Origin of the sequence: Streptomyces sp. NPDC002730, assembly GCF_042888805.1 — a bacterium.
GTDB lineage: Bacteria > Actinomycetota > Actinomycetes > Streptomycetales > Streptomycetaceae > Streptomyces.
Genome location: NZ_JBIAQG010000017.1, coordinates 189,104 through 205,898 on the forward strand (window position 1 = coordinate 189,104; position 16,795 = coordinate 205,898).

General features: G+C 68.9%; 12 protein-coding genes. 1 reads left to right on the plus strand and 11 read right to left on the minus strand.

Features of this window, described 5'->3' with window-relative positions; genetic code table 11:
- Positions 1-41: 41 nt before the first annotated feature.
- Positions 42-2,423 (plus strand): helix-turn-helix domain-containing protein, encoded by a 2,382-nt coding sequence (locus ACFYXH_RS36420; protein WP_389572396.1) that lies wholly within the window; start codon positions 42-44, stop codon positions 2,421-2,423.
- 337 nt (positions 2,424-2,760) lie between these two features.
- Here ACFYXH_RS36420 and ACFYXH_RS36425 read toward each other — a convergent pair whose 3' ends face one another.
- From ACFYXH_RS36425 to ACFYXH_RS36475, 11 genes are all read right to left on the minus strand, one after another.
- The gene (locus ACFYXH_RS36425; RefSeq protein ID WP_389572398.1) at positions 2,761-3,171 is read right to left on the minus strand and encodes a hypothetical protein; all 411 of its coding nucleotides are present in this window, start codon (positions 3,169-3,171) and stop codon (positions 2,761-2,763) included.
- Positions 3,168-3,932 (minus strand): hypothetical protein, encoded by a 765-nt coding sequence (locus ACFYXH_RS36430; protein ID WP_389572401.1) that lies wholly within the window; start codon positions 3,930-3,932, stop codon positions 3,168-3,170. Before ACFYXH_RS36430 ends, ACFYXH_RS36425 begins: the two co-directional genes overlap by 4 nt.
- Positions 3,929-5,947 carry a hypothetical protein gene (locus ACFYXH_RS36435; protein WP_389572404.1) on the minus strand — a complete coding sequence of 673 codons (2,019 nt, stop codon included), beginning with the start codon at positions 5,945-5,947 and terminating at the stop codon, positions 3,929-3,931. Before ACFYXH_RS36435 ends, ACFYXH_RS36430 begins: the two co-directional genes overlap by 4 nt.
- Entirely contained in the window at positions 5,944-6,762 is an 819-nt protein-coding gene (locus tag ACFYXH_RS36440) for a hypothetical protein (protein WP_389572406.1), read from the minus strand. The genes ACFYXH_RS36435 and ACFYXH_RS36440 overlap by 4 nt, the downstream gene beginning before the upstream one ends.
- Positions 6,763-6,875: 113 nt before the next feature.
- Positions 6,876-7,559, minus strand: a complete 684-nt coding sequence (locus ACFYXH_RS36445) for a Crp/Fnr family transcriptional regulator (RefSeq protein WP_389572409.1) — start codon at positions 7,557-7,559, stop codon at positions 6,876-6,878.
- A gap of 15 nt (positions 7,560-7,574) precedes the next feature.
- Positions 7,575-8,123 (minus strand): Pycsar system effector family protein, encoded by a 549-nt coding sequence (locus tag ACFYXH_RS36450; RefSeq protein WP_389572412.1) that lies wholly within the window; start codon positions 8,121-8,123, stop codon positions 7,575-7,577.
- A gap of 141 nt (positions 8,124-8,264) precedes the next feature.
- Positions 8,265-9,311, minus strand: a complete 1,047-nt coding sequence (locus ACFYXH_RS36455; protein WP_389572415.1) for a hypothetical protein — start codon at positions 9,309-9,311, stop codon at positions 8,265-8,267.
- Between the two features lie 127 nt (positions 9,312-9,438).
- Positions 9,439-10,182 (minus strand): AAA family ATPase, encoded by a 744-nt coding sequence (locus ACFYXH_RS36460; RefSeq protein ID WP_389572419.1) that lies wholly within the window; start codon positions 10,180-10,182, stop codon positions 9,439-9,441.
- Positions 10,179-11,774, minus strand: a complete 1,596-nt coding sequence (locus ACFYXH_RS36465; protein ID WP_389572422.1) for a Mu transposase C-terminal domain-containing protein — start codon at positions 11,772-11,774, stop codon at positions 10,179-10,181. Before ACFYXH_RS36465 ends, ACFYXH_RS36460 begins: the two co-directional genes overlap by 4 nt.
- Positions 11,775-12,270: 496 nt before the next feature.
- Positions 12,271-15,480: an AAA family ATPase gene (locus tag ACFYXH_RS36470; protein WP_389572425.1), complete on the minus strand. Its 3,210-nt coding sequence runs from the start codon at positions 15,478-15,480 to the stop codon at positions 12,271-12,273.
- Complete coding sequence (locus ACFYXH_RS36475; protein ID WP_389572428.1) at positions 15,477-16,715, minus strand: exonuclease SbcCD subunit D; 1,239 nt, start codon at positions 16,713-16,715, stop codon at positions 15,477-15,479. Before ACFYXH_RS36475 ends, ACFYXH_RS36470 begins: the two co-directional genes overlap by 4 nt.
- Between the last annotated feature and the right edge of the window lie 80 nt (positions 16,716-16,795).

Sequence of the window (16,795 nt, forward strand, 5' to 3'; positions counted from 1 at the left end):
CGGTTTTCGTGTTCACCGGGGTTCAGGCTGAACAAAGATGAATGAAGACGGTCGCCCGAGAGACGGAGAAGCAGGACGTGGTGGAGGGGCACGGGGATCCGTTGGCGAAACTCGCTCTGCGACTGCGCACCCTTAGGGCGCAGCGGGGTCTGCAGATGGGCGGGTTGCAGCAGCGGACAGGACTGGGGCGGACAACGGTCAGCCAGGCGCTGAACGGCCACAAGTTGCCCTCCGAGACCACGCTGGTTGCCTTGGCGAAGGCTCTGGGCACGGATGTCGAGCCGTTGCTGGCTCTACGCCACGCCGCCACGCGAATGACACAGGCCCGGGCGACGTTGGAGGCTCGCGACCGGCCGGGGTGGCCAGTGCGCGACGTCCGTGACCCCTTCGCCCTGGAGGTCCACCTGGCGATCGAAGGCCCCGGCTGTGACGGAGTGAGCCCGTTGCCGGTGCTGCCGGTGTATGTGGAGCGCGCGCACGACGCGCTAATGCGTGAGTCGGTGCTCGGTGCCCGGCAGGGGCGCAGCGCACTGGTGACCTTGGTCGGTGGTTCGTCCACTGGAAAGACGCGTGCCTGCTGGGAGGCGGTCCAACTCCTCCCGGATGACTGGCGATTGTGGCATCCGATCACACCGAACCACACTGAAGGTGTGCTCGCGGGCCTGCCGGAGGTCGGGCCCCGCACAGTGCTCTGGCTCAACGAGATCCAGCATTATCTGCTCACCAGTGACCCGGCCGTCGGCGAGAGCGTCGCTGCGGTCCTGCGTGACCTGCTGCGGACACCCGAGCGCGGCCCCATCCTGGCGTTCGCCACCGCCCACCCGGAGGACTGGGCCCGTCTCACCGCCACATCGGCTCCACCTCACGACGGCTACCCCCATGCCCGGGCGCTGCTCACCGGGGGCGGCGCCAGCGCGCGGATCCCGGACCGGTTCGAATGCGCACCTGCGGCCCTGGCCCAGGCGGCAAAGGCAGACCCGCGCGTGGCCGAGGCGTCGGCCCTCGCTGATGGCGGGCGGCTGACCCAGTACCTCGCGGGCGTGCCGGCGCTCCTGGAGCGTGTCGAGCACGCCGCGCCGATGGCCCAGTGTCTCATTGTCGCCGCGGTGGAGCTGCGCCGCTTTGGCCACGGCCTGGCGCTGCCCGTGCGTGCGCTGGAAGCCACCGCGGCCGCCCTCGCCCCTGACGCTATGTGGGATGAACACGCCCGCCCCGGGTGGCTCGAGAAGGCCCTGGAGTACCTATCTGCCCCATGCCGGGGCGTCCCCGGTCCCCTGAGCCAGATCCGGCCCCGGCCCGGCACACGCCCACCGGACCAGTGGCTCTACCGGCTGTCCGACTACCTCCTCGAACTCGGGCGCTATGAGCTCCGCCACGACTGCCCACCCACGCCATTCTGGGCCGCCGCCCTACGCCATGCCCTCACCGACGAGGACCATCGGGCCCTCGCCCGGTCCGCCTACGAGCGAGGGCGTGTACGCGTGTCCGCCTCGGTCGCGGACGGCGTGGACATCTTCGGTCTGTACGACCGCGGCTCCGCCTACGTGTTGGGACAAGAGGCCGAGATGGCCCGCACAGAAAGCACACTGGCCAAGATCGGCGAGCAGCGGGCGTCCGGGGCATTCCAGAGCAATGCCTTGTCCGACTACGTCTCCTGGCGCCAGGAAGTACTCTGCCTCACACGGCTCGGCGAGCCCGAGCGGGCCGTGGCCGTCTGGCGCGAGCTCGCAGACGCGGGCTACGCGGATGCGTCCGTGAACGTCGGGCGTCACTACCTGGAACTTGGCCAGCGGACGGAGGCCGAGCAGTGGTGCCGCAAGGGTGCGAAGGCCGGTGAGCCCGACGCCATGCAGGACCTGGTATTCCTGCTCGCCCAGGACGGGCTGTTCGACGAGGCCGCCGAGTGGACCGAACAGATCGCGGAGATTGGGGACATCTACGCCTACTCCCGGTTGGCCTACCGCTATGAATGGGCGGGCGATCTCACACAGGCCAAGATCTACTTCCGCAAGGCGATCGACGCCGGACTCGTCGACTGCTACCAAGACCTGATCCGGCTGCACCGCCAGGAAGGCGACAGCGAAGGGGCTCGCCACCTGTACGCAGAAGGGATCGAAGCCGGGGAGACCACCGGGCTCATGGTGCAGGCCGAGCAGCATGGTGAACACACCAAGGCCGACGAACATGCTTTCACCGCCCGCGACCACGGAACTGTCCAGCCACTTCGAGTGCTGCTGTGGCATCGGCTACAGCATCCGGCCACACTCGTGCTGGGAACGGCTCTCGCACGCAAGGCGATCGACGCCGGCGAGGCACTCATTGTCAAAGGACTAGCCAACGAGCTCTCAGAAGCCGGACACGACCATGCTGTCGAAGCCCTGCAACGCGTCTTCAACGAGGTCGACGACGATAGCGACCAATGATGGACGCCCATGCTGATTCCCGCGCGGGACCGGCGGCCCCGGAACAGGGCCGGTTGGGCCGGCCACGGACCCAGGTTGTTTGCTGTACCACGGGCCCTGCACCGATGCGCACCCGCCACCACGCTTCGGACGGCCGTGCCGGCGGGCATGGCCGTCCACCGCTTCTTACCCGTGCGGCGCGGGAAGCCTCAGCAGCATGCCCTGATGCCACAGAGACCGGCGGCCCAGCTCACGCGGCCCGCCGGAAAGGGGCCGTGACGAACGCGTAGACACATTCCTTTGGCGGAGCCGATTGGCCGCACCACCGCCTGCTGGCACGGTGCGTGCGGCAGGGGAGCTAGGGCTGCTCGCGGGTTTCTGACCAGAGGTGCAACTTCGCGCTGTGCTCTTCGGCAGGCCCTGGCGGGGGTCCCCAGTCGAGGACGTGGAGGCGCGCGCTGTGGATGAGGCCCGAGTCGAGTCGCAGGAGCTGGATGGGGGAGTGTCCGTGCCGCCGCAGCCACCTGAGACGGCGTTGCTTTTCCGCTGCGCTCAGTGCGTCCCAGTGGTCGTAGTGGACGCCTGGCGCTGTGCCGGGATTCTCGCGGGCCCAGGCGCGTACGAGGGCGGTTTCGGCCGGTGCCCTGTGCAGGGTGATCAGGGCCCAGGCGGTGTCATATAGCAAGGTCGGCCCGTGCCGGGCCATGAGCTGGCGAGTGCGCAGCTGCCGCACCGGTGCCAAGAGCCAGCGTGTGGTGTGGAGTTTCATTCCGGTGTGCTCCCGGGATCGAGAGGGCTGCGCCAGAGGGCGGCGATGGTTGACCGGTCGTGGTGGCCGAGGGCCTGGAGGGTCTGGATAAGGGCTTGGAGGAAGACCTCGCGCTGCTGCGGGGTGTGCAGGGCGGTGACGAGCTGGTCGGTGAAGCGCCGGACGTCACCGCGGAGATCGTCGTCCTGGTCTTCCTGCGGCAAAGGCAGTCCCTTGAGCGCCGTTGTCAACTCATCGAGGTCTTTGAAGCGGTCGGGAAACCGGGCAACCCACCACACCCGGCGCAGGTCCGGGTCGGCGAGTACACGCTGCAGATGCGCCAGGCGGTGCAACTCCTCGCCGTGTTCGAGGTCTGCCCCCTGTTGCCGGCGGGCGTGTTCCTCGTCCAGGCTGCGGTCCGCGGCCTGGACGTCCAGCTCTGCCGCGCCCGCGACCTCCAGCCCGGATTCGAGGCGGTTCCACTGCATCAGGGCGGAGTTGGCTGCGTCCTGGGCCGCCGCGAGATTCCGAACCGAGTGCAAGCGCAGGATCCCCGCTGTCTGCCGGCGCAGGTGGTCACGCGCCAGCACAGTCGGGTCGTCGTGGTCCGCAGGAGCGGGATGCGTCCAACGCCAGCTACCGGTGACGTGGACCGTGAAACACACACTGCTGATGCGGCTGGCCATCCGCTCGTCGCTCAGGACGAGCGGATGAACCGTGCCGGTGTCGGCCGCAGGCGGTGCCGGCCGTGCCGTTCTGCGGCGCCAGCGCCGCATGCTCACGCCGTCACGGGGGCGCCGTCACCGGACTGCACAGCGGTGCTGGGGCTGCCGGGGGAAGCCACCTCGGAGATCAGCTGGTCGAGGACTTTCTTGCGCCGGACCCGTCCCAGGTCGGAGCTGCCGGGCGATCCCACCAGCAGGTCGGCGGCACCTGCCTGGCCGAGATATCCGCGCAGCACCTCTGCCGTCAGCGGCAGGACCTGGTCGTCTTCCAATTTGGAGGAGTCCAGCCAGGCTGCCAGATGCCGGTGCGCTTCCTGTGCCGCCGTGGGTTCCCGCAGGGCTGCGCGCCAGCCGCGGACGAACAGCTGACCGGCCAGCGCATCGGGAGCCTCGTCGGCGCTCTCCTGGGGCGCGGGCAGTGGCAGGAGGGTGTCGCTGGTGATGTCGGTCAGGGCCAGGAACGTGCTCGCTCCGGCCTTGTGGATGGTGCTGTCGGTGGACTCGGCCCAGTCCACGATCTCCGACAGCACCAGGACGCGTTGCTCGGGATCGCTCGCCAGGGTGCGCACTGCGTCGGCGACACCGTCGCGAGCCTGGGCGTCGTCGCGTGCGGCCAGCAGCCGCAACCGGGTCAGGGCGACACGGGGATACTTCTGGCCCAGCCGACCTGCGCAGATCGCGGCGACGGCGGCGGTCAGCTGTTTGCTGGTCGTCTTATGGTACGCCCAGCTGTACAGCTGCTTGCGGACGGCGACACCCGTTACCGGGTGGAGTGCCATGGTCTCCAGGATTTCGACGGCAAGCTGACGGTGCGCCTCGTGTCCGGTCTCGATCCATTTGCTCGCCACGGACCGCACCGTCGAGCCGCCGGGCAGCAAGGACAATTGCACCAGACAGTCGGTAATGCGCCGCAGATGGAGAACGGCGACTCCGTTGGGTGCACTGATCTGGGAGGCCCACTCCAGAAGCACTGGACGCAACTGCGGCCTCTGCCGCCACACATACTTCAGGACGGCCTCGGAAAGCCCGCGCTGCTTCTCCTCCAGGGAGATGCCCTCGTCACCCGTGGGCGAGGCGCAGATGGCCTCCAGCCGCTTGTCCAGATCACGGCCGGACAGCGCACCGCCACGCGGCAGTTCACCACCGACTTCTGAAAAGAGCCGGTCCGCTGCCCCCAGCACGACGTCGGCCGGAACTCCTTCCAGCAGGGCGGCCGCCACAAGGAGTGCGCGCTCACGCAGGTCCCCCGGCGCGGAGTGCTTTTCGAACCAGCCTTCCAAGTGGTCGTGCCAGTCGGTGAACTGCTGCTTGACCGCGGACCTGTCGTCTCCCTTGACCTGCGCGATGAGTCGGGCCAGTCGCGCGCCTTCGGATGCCGAAGCTGCCTGGGCGAGCAAGCCGTCCAGGGGATCATTCGTCAGCCAGTCCACCCGACCGGCCGCAAGGTGGCGCAGATGCGCCTCGGCGACCTGTACTGCCGACGGGCGCGCGAGGTGCACGGTCGGCACGGTCGCGAGCGTCCCGGGATTCCAGCCGCTCGGATCGGCCAGGATGACCAGAACGGCTTCAGCGGCCTGAGCCTGCTGCTGGTAATCCGCAAGCCCGGTGTAGAAGTCCTCGTGCATCCGGTAGCCCGTCAGATCCAGGATGAAGCCATGCCCCGCAGTGTGGGGGATCTGCTCGGTGCGCGGCCGGTCCCAGTCAAGGACCAGCCAGCTGATCCGCTTCCTGGGCACCCCCGCCTGGCACAGCGCACGCAGCGCGGCGGTGCGCCGCCCCGTGCCCGCCTCCCCGCACAACACCAGTACGTGGCTCCTGCCGTAGCAACGGCTGAGCATGCTGGCGGCGTGCGCCACCTGACCGGACCCATGGGGGCCCGGGGGATCGACGAACGCATGCTCCACGAGGTCCAGTTCGCCGTCGTCCACGCTGACACTGCGCAGATACTCCCAGCCCCGTACATACCGGTGGTGGTGTTCCTCGTAGTCGCCAGCGACCTGTGTCACCTGTGCGTGGTCGGATGCCTCGGCTTGCTGGACTGGCACCGTCCCGGTGCCCTCAACGCCCGTCATGACTGCTCCGGGCCGGTGATGTAGTCGCGGCCGACCTGAACCAGCCGGGCCTTGCCGCTGGCCTTGCCCTTCTGCCGCACGCCGTCCCTGCCCTCGCCGCTGGTGCTGTCCTTCGCACGGGGCTGAGCGGCCTGGTGCTGCCGGCCGGAGAGCATCGCGTCGCTGCCCTCTGCGAGATAGGGGGCAATCACCGACGGGACCAGGCCGGGGACGAAGAGCCAGCACGTCTGATCGAAGCCTGGCTTGCCCTCGACACGGGCTGCGGCCCGATGGAAGTGATGCTCCTTGAGGGCCGAGGTGCGCCCCGCGGCAACCGTGCGGCTAAAGACCGTGTCCGAGACCACAGAAGCCAGCAGCACTCCGTTGTCCACGGCAGCGGCCATGGCCTGGCGGACCGCGTCGCTGTCGACCAGCCGACAGGCATCGTTGGCCGCATCCCCCCGGTGGTCCGGCGGCGCAAGCGGACCAACATGCACGCTGACACGAAGCCGAATCGGCGGCGCGCTGGCCAACCGGGTCTGCTCGCGGCGCTCGAGCGCCTGGCCGAGATGGATGAGGAGAGGATCGATCAGCCTCGCCGCGTGCCGGGCCGGCAGCACAAAGATGGCACCGTCTCCCCGGTCCTTGACTGTGCCGAGCAGCGTCGCATCGTCGATCCCGCCCTGCGCGAACACCGTCGCCAGCATGCTGTCCAGATCGGCTCGTGCGGGCGCCATCTTCGCCTCGGGTAACTGGCTGTACTCCTTCATGTCGACAGTCAAAAGCGCATGCTCCGGCGGCACATCGCCGGCGTCGGACAGGACAACAGAGGGCATGAGGCAGCAGCCTTTCCATCGGGAGGGACCGTGTGGTGTGGTGTGCTGCCCTATGCTGGCCGCGCCCGTGCCAAGGCGGTGCCCAGTGCTGGGCACTGCACCGGTGCGGTCGGTCACTTCTGGGCGTTCGCGTGTGACCGGATCGACGCCATGTCGCGGATGACGAGTCCGCCGGAGGCCTCCGTGGCAAGCCACCCCTGCTCCCGCCACGGCTTCAGGGCCGACCCCACGGCGTTGCGGGACGCACCGATCATCTGCGACAACTCCAACTGCGTCAGACGCACGATGTATTCGGCGCCGGCCACCGAAGCGGCCTGTATCAGCCGGTCGAGAGCCGAGGCCAGACGCACCGGCACCGCCGCAGTGGCCATCTCCAGACGTACCGCCTCCGCTTCGCGGACTCGCGCGATGGCGTGACGCAGCAGCGCAGCCAGCAGGCCGTGGCGGTCAACAAATGCAAGGAAGTCAGGAGCGGGGATGATGTGCACCCGGCAGTCCTCCGCGGCGATGACCGACGCGGACCGCGGCTGGTTGTCCAACACGGCCAGTTCACCCAGCAGTTCACCCGCGCCCCGCACCGCCAGCAGAGTCCGCTCGCCGTGCGATCCGGTGAGCGTGATCAAGGTGGATCCGGAGGCCAGCAGAATGACGTGAGTGCCGGGGTCCCCCTGCCGCAAGAGCAGGCTCCTGGCTGGTCGCACCCGAACAGGAGCCAGCTTGCACAACTGCGACCAAAGATCATCACCGATGACCGAGACATGCGGCTGATACATACACCCCCCGAGTATGGCGCCCATCACGCCACGATGTTCTCAAGCGGTGATGTATATGCTCAATAGCCCAATTCCGGCCACTGCTACGGCAGTTGCCGTGAAATCGACCGCCCACTTCACAGCCCTGAACTTCCGCTGCGCCAAGCCGGCGAACAACACCAGACGCTCCGCCTCCGCCCGCACATGCTCACCGGCGCTCATCCCCGAGAAAGCAGACAGGACCTCCTCAGGCCCACCCTGTCCCGGGACAGAACCTGCGAACACCCTGAACTCACCGTCTCGCGGTACCACAGGGCGAATCGCGGACAAGGCCACGACGAGCGCCACACCAAGAAGAACCGCAGCACACGCCAAAGCAGTCACCGACAGCCAACCAGACCTCGGCACACTCGACAGCGCCGCAGCATCCACGGCCAGCAGAGCGCCGGCCACGCCACACAACGTCGTCGCCTTCGTATCCGCCCGCTGCACCTCCACGAACATCCCCGCTGCCGCATCCCCAAGCCGTCGGCAACCCAGACAGTGAGCCGGTGTGAAGATCCCGCTAGCGTCAGGCACGTCGTTCCTCCTTCGGTTCAGTACCGCCATGCGCGTGCCTTCTCACCGTGCAGGAACCGCGCCCGCGTCAGGGCCCACTGCAGGGCACCACCCATGCCGGACCCGTCACATCCCGCCCCCACTACAGCCCTGGCCCCGCAGCGGCGCGAGAATCCGGGGCGCCTACCTGTTTCAAGGGACAAGGATGCCGACGGGCAGGGTCAGGTCGAGTCGGGGGAGGCGTCCGGCGTGCGCGCGCAGATGTCGTGCTTCGGCGAGCATCACGGGGGCGAACACACTGTCCGCGGGCGGGTGGGTCGTCAGACGGTGGTGGGCGCGGGCGCCGGCCAGCAGCGGGCGTGCCCAGGCCGGGACAGGGTACAGAGGGCAGTACCGATGGCCGATCCCGTGGATCTTGACGGTGGAGACGTCGCCGGTGATGTCGAGGTCGCGTGTGAAGCGCAGGCTGCCCAGGCCGGCCCGGGTGAAGGCCAGCACGCTCAGCGCTCCGGCGGCGAGCGGGTGCGCGAGAGCGGCCAGAGCGGCTGCCTCCTCGGACGCGATCTCGATGGCAGGGGCGGCCTGGACCAGCTGCGCCGTTGCCATCGCGCCGGTGCAAGGGTGAGCCCGCTGCCCTGGCCTCATCGACGCGGACCGAGTCTCCTGCGGCTGTCGGGCGGCGGGTGACTGCCTCGGAACCACCGTCACCGCCGCCGGTCCCGTCTTTGCCGGGAGAGCGGGAGGGAAGGACGGGCGTGCGGGTATCGGTCCTGGCTCGGCGAGGAGCGCCTCGAACTGGTCCCGGCCGCTGATACGGCGTTCCACGCGGGCCAGCGCCGGCGGCAGCCCGCGTGGGGCCTTCTGCCACAGCAGTGTCAGCTGAGCTCCCGTCATCTCGCGCCAGGCGAGCAGTTGGTCGATCCGCCGGATGGTCAGCAGATGGGCCCGGGGGACCACGACGTGCCGCACTCCGGTCGCGACGCCCCAGGCAGCCGCGGCGAGCCACGCCGCGTTCACCGAGTCCAGCCACACGTCGGGGGAGTTGGGCCCGGGGGCCAACCGCTTCCCCAGCGCATACAGCATGTCGTGCGCCAGCGCGGTTGGGCTGTTATTGGCAGGCGTCGGCTGCACGGTGATGCGGCCTTCCTCGGGACGGTGTGCCCGCAGCGCCGCCCGCGTGTAGAACAGGTCGTCCCGCTCGTCCACCACGATCGTGACGTCGCTGTACGCCAGTGCCACCACCCCCCTCCCGGCCGCGCACCGACACACCGCCCCCGGACTTGGAGGCGCCAGGCCGGTCTGTACGGCGCGCGAGGTGGTGCGCGGCGGCCCGAACTCGTCGGGCCGCCGCGCACCGCGGCCGTTGCTACATGCCGCCCAGCTTGCTGTACACCCAGTTGACGAGGTCCTGATTGACCTCGGTCAGCCCTTTCTTCTCCATGCCGGTGAGCATGTGCTTGGTGATGGTGGCCCAGTTGCGGAAGTTGCCGTGCGCCGCAGCCCGGTCGATGCTGCGGATCATCTGCGGGTCAACCCCGGCCCACAGGGAGTGGAACGCCGGCAGCGTGGCGACGACCTCGTCCTCGGACCGCGACGCCAGCATCGGTTCGCGCTTGAGGACCTTGTAGCAGTTGTCGCCGCCAGCGAAGATCACTGCCATGTCGGTGTTGCGGTCGTCCCACAGGTGGCGCCAGTACTCGAACGAACTGCGGCCCATCCACTGGGCCTCATCGCACACCAGCACGCGGAACGTCTGTGACAGCGTCTCTTTCAAGAGGGTGTCGAATTCGATCGGCCGGGTCGGCGGTTCCCCGGGCAGCCCCAGGGCGCGGAAGAGCCCGTGGCGGATGTCGCGGGGCGTCGGGCCCGAGCGCAGCTCGAGGCGGTAGGTGATGTCGGGGGCGACCTTGCGCAGCGCCGAGTTCACCGACATCGTCTTGCCGTGGCCGGCCGCTCCGTGGGCGACCATCATGGCCTTGGCCTCGATCGTCGCCTGGATGTTGTCCAGTGTTGCCATGAGCGTGTCGGTGGCCACCAGGTGCGCGTCCAGGTGGTGGAAGTGGTCGTCGTCCTCCGGGGGGAGGGTGCCGTAGTCCATGTCGTCGCTCACGCGTTCTCCTCAGGGGTGTTGTCTTCCGGCCCGTCCGCGTCCGGCGGGATCGGGCGTGCCCAGCCGTCCGGGACGGGCTGGTGCGGGATGTAGCCGGGATCGGCCCGCCGCAGGTCCGTGGCGGCCGAGTCGGCAAGTTCTGCCTCGGCCTCCGCCTCGGTCAGCGCACCCAGACGCTCGGGCGGGGCGGCGGTGGTGACGGCCTTGAAGCGCTCGCGGCGCAGCCGGGCGGCGGCCTTCATGTCCGCGCGAAGCCGCCGCGCCTTGGCGGTGCGGGCTGTGCGGACCTTGCTGACCTGCTCCTCGCTGGCCGCCTCGGCCAGAACGGCGCTGCCCAGGTACGCACCCTTGAGGTCGAAGACCTCGATGGTCATGTCGTGGTGGGGCAGGTGGCGCACCGCGACGTGGACGCCGGCCTGGCCGACCATCCAGGGGGCGATGTAGTGGCGGTTGCGCCACCGCACGCCCTGCGTGGTGATGGTGCGGGTGCGTCCGTCGTCCTGGAGCCCGAAATGGGCCAGCTGTTCGGCGGCAACGTCGTGCAGGGGAGTGGGGTCGCAAGACCACGCCTGCATCGGGGTGCGGCCGCCCAGCGCCCTGGGCTGGTGCTCGGTGTTCCACCAGTGCACCCACTTCAGCAGCAGCTCCACGAACGCCTCGAAGGAGAGGGCGGGCTCGTCCGGATCCGCGGTGCGGCCGCCGGTGAGCGTCTGCCGGTGCACGTAGCGCGGCATGGAGACGAACAGCATGTCCTCGACCGCGCCGTTGAGCGCCTCGATGGTGCCCTTCAGATGCGGGCTGTAGGCCGGGAGATCGACGACGGGCACGGCGAAGGCGCCCAGGGCCGAGGCCACGGTGGCACACAGGAACTCTTTGCCGCGGTCCACCCGGATCAGGCCCGGCAGGCCGCCGGCCGGGCCGAAGGGATCGGCCCGGTCCAGGGCCATCCGCAGGGCCGCCAGCACCGCATCCGCGCTGGGTGCGTGAGGCGTCACGGCCACCCCCGTGATCACTTTGGCGTGGCAGTCGATGAACCAGGTCACCCAGGGCTGCACGAGCTGGTCCTCGAGCAACACCCGCACGGGCACACACTTGTGGTCGCCTTCCCAGGCGGCGTTGCGGTGCGCGGGAGGGCGCTGCCCGAACACATCGAAGGCACGCCGGGCTGCCTCCCCCTTGGCGAGCCCGGCCCGCTCCCCGGGCGTCAGGTCCCGCCGCAGCGCCCGGTGGATCGTCGACAGCGACGGGGCCGCAGGCAGCCGGGGATCGGCCAGGGCCCGCTGATGCAGCTCACGGTGCACAGCGGAGGCGTTGCCTCCCCACAGCACCAGCAGCCGCCGCAGCTCCGGGGTGACGCTGAACCGTGTCCGGGACGCCGTATCGACCTGGCCGGTGGCGCGCGCCTGGGCGATCCACCGCCACACCGCCCGCTCCGAGCGGCCCACAGCCGTGGCAACCAGCTTCACGTGCGCGCTCGTCAGCTCGCCGCTCTGGTCCAGCGACAGCAACCGCGGCAGGGCGGCGAGCCGCCCCGAGCGGGCGGTGAACACCGGTTTGTCGGCATCCTGCGTGCCGGCAGAAGAGTCACTCATGGGTCTACTCCTTACATAGATACGAATCGTGGAAAGGGTCAGAAGTGCCGTGCTTCCCCCGGGGGTTGGCAGTGCCCGGGCAGGGCGGTGCGGGCGGTCCCCGGGCTGGCGTCAGGGTTTGTGACGCGGCGTCATGCCGGGGGCGGGCACGGTGGGGGCCGTGAGCCGCGCCGGGTGCGAGCATCAGGGACTCTGAGGGAGGGGGCGTGCTCTCGATGGCCCGGCCGCTCCAAGGAGCACTCTTGTGCCGGGACATCAAAGACGGCCCGGCGCCGGCCGGTCCTGCTACGGCGTCATCGGGCGGATGGCAGCGGCCGGCGCTGAGCTGAGTGCTTGTCAGCGCCGGCCGCAGCCTTCCAGGGGCGCCCTTGATGCGCCGGGAGGAAGTGCGGGAATGGGACGGGCACAGGAAGGAAGGACCGCTACTGGTGCCCAAAGAGGCTGCACGGGGGGCGGGCGGGCTCCTTGGCGCCGCTGTCGGCCAGCCCGGTACTGCTCAGGTGTGCTCCAGCAGGCGCCGGATCCCGTCACGGATGACTGCGGCGCGTTCTTGCTCCGTGAGCCAGGTGGCCGTGGAACCCTGGACGGTCTTTTCGATGAACAGCACGTCATCGACGGCCTCGGCCACCGGATACAGGTGGCTGATGACCGCGACGGCCTTGTCCCGGGTCACACTGCTGCGCAGGACGGAAAGGGTGTCGTCCAGGCGGTCGGAATCCAGCGAGCCGAACCCTTCGTCCAGGAACAGGCACTCCAGCTTGCTGTTGCCGCGGTTGTGGAGTTCCACGAGTGCCAGTGCCAGCGCAAGGGAGGTCTGGAATTTCTCCCCGCCGGAGAGGGTCTCCGGGCCGCGCATGAGATTCGTGGCGGACTCTACGATCTTGAAGTCCTCGGTGAACGCGTAGAGCCCTGTGGAGATCTGCTGGAGGATTCTGCTCCCGTGGCGGAGCAGCGAATGGGTGCGCTGCTTAGTGAGATAGGTGAGGAACTTCGTGTCGGTGAGCTGTTCACTCACTCTCCTCCACACGACGGCCTGCTCCTCCGCGGCGGTGATGGCAGCGTCCAGGGCCTCGGCGTAGGGGATTTGGGACTGCGCTTTATGCAAGTCGGACTTGGCGTTGTCGTGCGCTGCATCCGCGTCGCTCGTCTTGCGGCTGAGTGGGTCGAGAACGGCGGGTGCCAGCAGGTCGCTCTTTTCCGGCACCGGGAAGCCCGGGTCATGATCGGTTTCGTCGGCGGCCGCCCCGGCTTGGAGGGTGAGTTCCTTCTCGAACGCGTGGATCTCCTCCATGGCCCGCTGCCCGGATTGTTTCAGTGCGCCTGCCAGTTGCTGGCTCAGCGAGGCGAGGGCCAGGTAGTAGCTGTCGACAAGGGCCAGGTTGGATCCGTCCGGGGCAGGAGGCAGTTCCTGGGGCGTCTCGCTTCCAAGGAGACTTTCGGCATCGGTGGCGGCGTCTGCCCAACGCTCCAGCTTCTTGATGAGATTCCGGGTGGGGGTCTCAACCTTGCGCTGGCGGCGCCCGTCCAGGGCATGCCGGTGCTCGGCGTGCTCGGTGAGATCCTGCTGTGCCTCGTCGCGGGTCTGTGCCGTCTGTTCGAGCTGTGCGAGGCGTTGGCCAGCTGTCTCCAGCGATGAAGTGACGTCCTGCGGGGAGGGGAGGTCCTGCGGTGTGTCCTGGGCGGGTCGTACCGAGGCCGGGAGGCCGGTGACCTCGGTCAGCAGTGCCTGCAGGTCGCTCTCATACTGCAGTTGGGTCTTCTCCAGCCGTTTGCGTTCACGCTGCAAGCGGCCGCGCTGGCGTTTGAGGTCGGCCCGGGCCGCCTCCTTCTCGGCCTGCGCCGTCGCCAGCTCTGCCTGGGCGCTCGTGTGGGCCGCGAGCGTTTCTGCTTCCGTGTCGCGCAGCGGCTGGACGAGTGCCTTGACCGCGCGGGTGATCTGGGCCCGGCTCTTGGAGTCGCTGCCTGCGAGGACACGCGCCTGCTCGGCCGTCTGCCGGCTCAGGGTGTCCAGGGCCGTGGCGACGCCAGGCGCGGCTGCCGGTCGCATCGAGTCCACCAGCTCTTGCAGCTGATGCAGCAAAGTCTCCATGAGCTCAAGGGCGGCCAGATGGGCGTGTTGATGCCTCTGAACCGCTTGCTCGGCTGTGCTCAGCTGGGCCGTTGCCTCCGCCGCGGCGGTCACCGCCGTGTTCACGGCCTTCGAGGATTTGGTGACCTCACGGTTGGCCTTCCCAAGCGCCTTGCTGTCCAACGGAGATGGGGGAGTGAAGTCGCTCGGGACGGGCCGGGTGCAGACCGGGCAGGCGTCCCCTGGCGCCAGAGTGGAACCTGCCGTGTGGGCGGCTTCGCCGCGCTGCACCGCAGCAAGAGCTTCCTCGGCCGCTTCCCGTACCCCGCGCAGCTTACGCAGCTCAGCTTCCAGCCTGGCGACGCGGCCGCGCTGCTCCTCGAGTGCCGCGAGCGTCGTGTTGGCCGACTGCAGATGCGTCGCTGCAGCGGTGCCTTCCTGCAGCGCGGCCCGGACGGCCTCCTGGATCTGGTCGGTGTGTGCGCGGGCTTGAGTCACGGCGTGCTGCGCCAGGTCGGCTGCCTCGACGAGGACCGAAAGGCGCTGCTCGCGTTCGGCCAGCTCCTGCTGTGCTTGCGCGTGCTCCTGCTCGTGTTCGCCGTGCTGTAGCTGCTCCTGTTCAAGGCGCTGCACCATGGCGTCCAGTCTGGCTGTGCGGCCCGGCAGGCCGGACAGCACAGTCACCGCACCGGACAGGGACCGGACCGTGTCACCGGCCTGCGTGGCTGTGTCCAGAGCGGCCTGCGCCACCTCCAGCTTCAGGCTCAGATCGCGTCCGGTCGCTTCCAGCGCTGCGGCTTCGGCATCGAGTTCCGTTTTCACTGTGGCCAGCGTGGCCAGCGTGATGGCCGCATCCGGGACGCTGCGCTCACGCAGCAGCCGTGCCGCCTTGTCCAGGTCGGCCTTGCGGTGCTTGTGTTTGACGGCCCGCTCCTGTGCCGTGCGCAGAGCGGCCAGCCGCTCGCGCCGGCTGGCGGCGATGCCACGCGTACGTTCCACATCCAGCGCCGCCTGTGTGGCGACAGCATGGGGGTATCGCAGGAGGTCTGCCCGGGCGCTCCTGGCGTCGTGGATGCTCGCGCTCAGACGTTCCAGCCGAACGCTGGCGTGCTTGCGGACGCGTTCCAGTTCGTTGATGCCGAAGACGTGCCGCAGGATGTCGGTACGGTCGCCCTTGTTCGCCTTGAGGAGGGTGTCGAACTTCCCCTGCGGCAGCAGGACCGTACTGATGAAGCCCTTCCAGTCCAGCCCGATGAGCTGGGTGACGGCGTCTGTCACCGCGCGCATGTTGTCGACCCGCAGGTCGGTGCTGCCTTCGGTCATGGACTCCAGAAAGGCCTGCGGCTTCTTACGGTTTGCATACAGGGTGCGGCGCACCCGCCACGGGCGGCCGTTCACTGAGAACTCGAACGTCACGTGCATGCTGGGGCAGCCGTTGCTGATCAGCTCGTAGGCTTCCTCGGGTTTGTTCGACCACGAGTTCGCCCCGTACAGGGCGAAGATGATCGCCTCGAGGAGAGTGGACTTGCCGGCGCCGGTAGGTCCCAGGACGCCGAACAGGCGCTTCCCGGTGAAGTCGATGGTGCAGGTGCCGGGGTAGCTGCGCAGTCCGCTGACGATGAGCCGGTTGGGCTTCACGACGCCTCCGTCCAGGTGTTTTCCAGCGCAGCGCGGAGCATTTCCTCGGCGGGGACCGGGGGCAGCGTCTCGTCGTCGAGCTCGTTGAGAAGGTCGGTGAATGCGGTGACGGCGGATTCCGCGGCAGCGCCGCTCAGCCCCTCGGATGCCAGGTAGGCGCGGAAGGCGTCGGGGAGCTCCGGCTCCTCACCGGGGTCACCGTCCATGACAGCGTCGGCGGTCGCCTCCCGTGCCGGTGCAGGGTTGATGAGGAAGGCGTGCGGGACGATCTCGGCGATCTTGTGGCTGAGGAGTGCGTCGGGTTCCTCGCCGGTGATCACCGGTTTGAGGAAGGTCCCGTCGTACTGGGCAGCTGAGGCCCTGAGTTCGTCGAGGGTTCCGGTGAAGCGCGTCAGGCGCCGTCCGCTCGAGAGCCGGCGAGGCAGGGCCCTGACCGGTCGTCCGGGGTCGGCGTCGACGATCACGACGCTCTTGGATTCGTCAGCTTCGCCGAAGTCCATGGCGAGCGGACTCCCGGCGTAGCGGGCGGTGTACTTGGCGCCCCGCACCGTTTGCGGGCGATGGATGTGCCCGAGGGCAGCGTAGGAGATCTCCGGAAGGTTCTCGGGGCCGGTTTCGAAGTCGTCGTCCACGGCCCGTTCGCTCGGGGAGCGTGTGGCGCCGGTGACGTACACGTGGGCCGCGAACAGCAGGATGTCCCGGTCGGGGTCGTACCCCTCGTGCATGGCCCCCATCAGCTCCGCCTGCAGCTCGCGCATCCCCTCGGCGTAGTCGGCGTATGACGTGCTGGTCGCGGAGCGCGGCCAGAAACGGTTCGGATGCACGAACGGCAGGACTGCCAGGCGGATTCGCTGCTCACCGCCGCAGGCGTCGAAGGTGAGGACGCCCCCCTCGTGCGCGGGGCGGAACCGGTCGGCGAAGAACAGGCCCCGACCCCGGGAGGGGCCATTCATGGAGCCGAAGAACTCGAAGTACGCGGGGGAGTCGTGGTTGCCGGCCAGGACCACGGTGGGGGCGATGGCGGCGAGTTTGCTCAGGGTGCCCATGGCGCGCGTCATGGCCCGGATGGTGGGGCGGGAGTGGTGGAACAGATCGCCGCTGTGGACGATCAGGTCCGGCCGGCTTTCCTGGGCGATGGCCACGATCTCGGCCAGGACGGCGTCGAAGTCCTCGTCGCGTGGGTGCCCGTGAAAGACGTGGCCTAAATGCCAGTCGGAGGTGTGGAGGAGTCTCATGCCTTCATGCGCCCTTCTGGGAAGCGAGGCGTAGGAGGGCACCGGTGGTGCCTTACGAGCCCGGGACACTACACCAAAAA